Annotated in this window: 1 protein-coding gene; it reads right to left on the bottom strand. The window is 50.4% G+C overall.

Going from position 1 to position 835, the window contains the following annotated elements; genetic code table 11:
* Positions 1-407 (bottom strand): S-layer homology domain-containing protein (locus WBG83_RS22505; RefSeq protein ID WP_336747630.1); only part of this gene is annotated, 407 nt, incomplete at its 3' end.
* Positions 408-835: the final 428 nt, after the last annotated feature.

Genomic DNA, 835 nt, shown 5'->3' with positions numbered 1-835 from the left:
TCCGCTTTTTGGCCAATTGCCCGAACCGCAATTTTTGCCATCTGCTCCCGGGTAATCGGCGTGTTCCAGTCCCCATAATCAAAATCGCCCCAGGTTAAAATGCTGGCATTGATTGCCGTCTGCAAATAAGGCGAATACCAGCTGCCGCCGTCCGCGCCGCCTACAGACTCATTTAATGCTGTCACGGTCATCTTAATAAATTCAGCGCGCGTAACCTGCTCATCCGGACGGAAGCTTCCGTCCTCATAACCATCTACATAGCCCTTGACCACGGCCTGCTGCACGGAGGTAAAAGCCCAGTGATCCGTCATATCCTGAAAGCCTGGAGGCTTCGACGGAGTGGCCGCCGTTGCCGTGATAGCTGCTCCAGTGAGAATTGCTGCTGCAAGAGTGAGTACTTTTTTCATTGTTCGTTTCCCCTTTGTCATAGAACCCATTTTTCTCGTAGTATTACATACAGGCTACAGAACGTCCACAATTTTCCACAACCCTTTGCCAAAAGCCATTACAAAAAACGTACAAGGAATGACATTTCTCATTTTCCTGGCCTTGCCGGAGGCTGCATGGTAGCACTGGCGTGAGCCCCCCTCCGAAGGAGGCTCCAGCAGAATTACATTCCCGAATCGCTGCCTCACGCTGCGATCTCCCGTTGTCGATCCACATTCTACGCTTCTTATCCCCGGTTCGATCGCCTATACGAGCAGGCAATACCTGATCGCAGACCTCATCGAAAAACACAAAAAACCGCCTATGATCGCAGCTATTGCGAGTTCATAGGCGGTTCTTCCGCACAGATATGAGTTCAAATTACCATAATTCCGGAATTGCGTCAATA

The organism is Paenibacillus sp. y28, assembly GCF_037137075.1.
In the GTDB taxonomy this organism is placed as follows: domain Bacteria; phylum Bacillota; class Bacilli; order Paenibacillales; family NBRC-103111; genus JBBBNV01.
The sequence above is the reverse complement of the archived record's forward strand: the minus strand, read 5'-3'. Positions and strand labels throughout refer to the sequence as shown.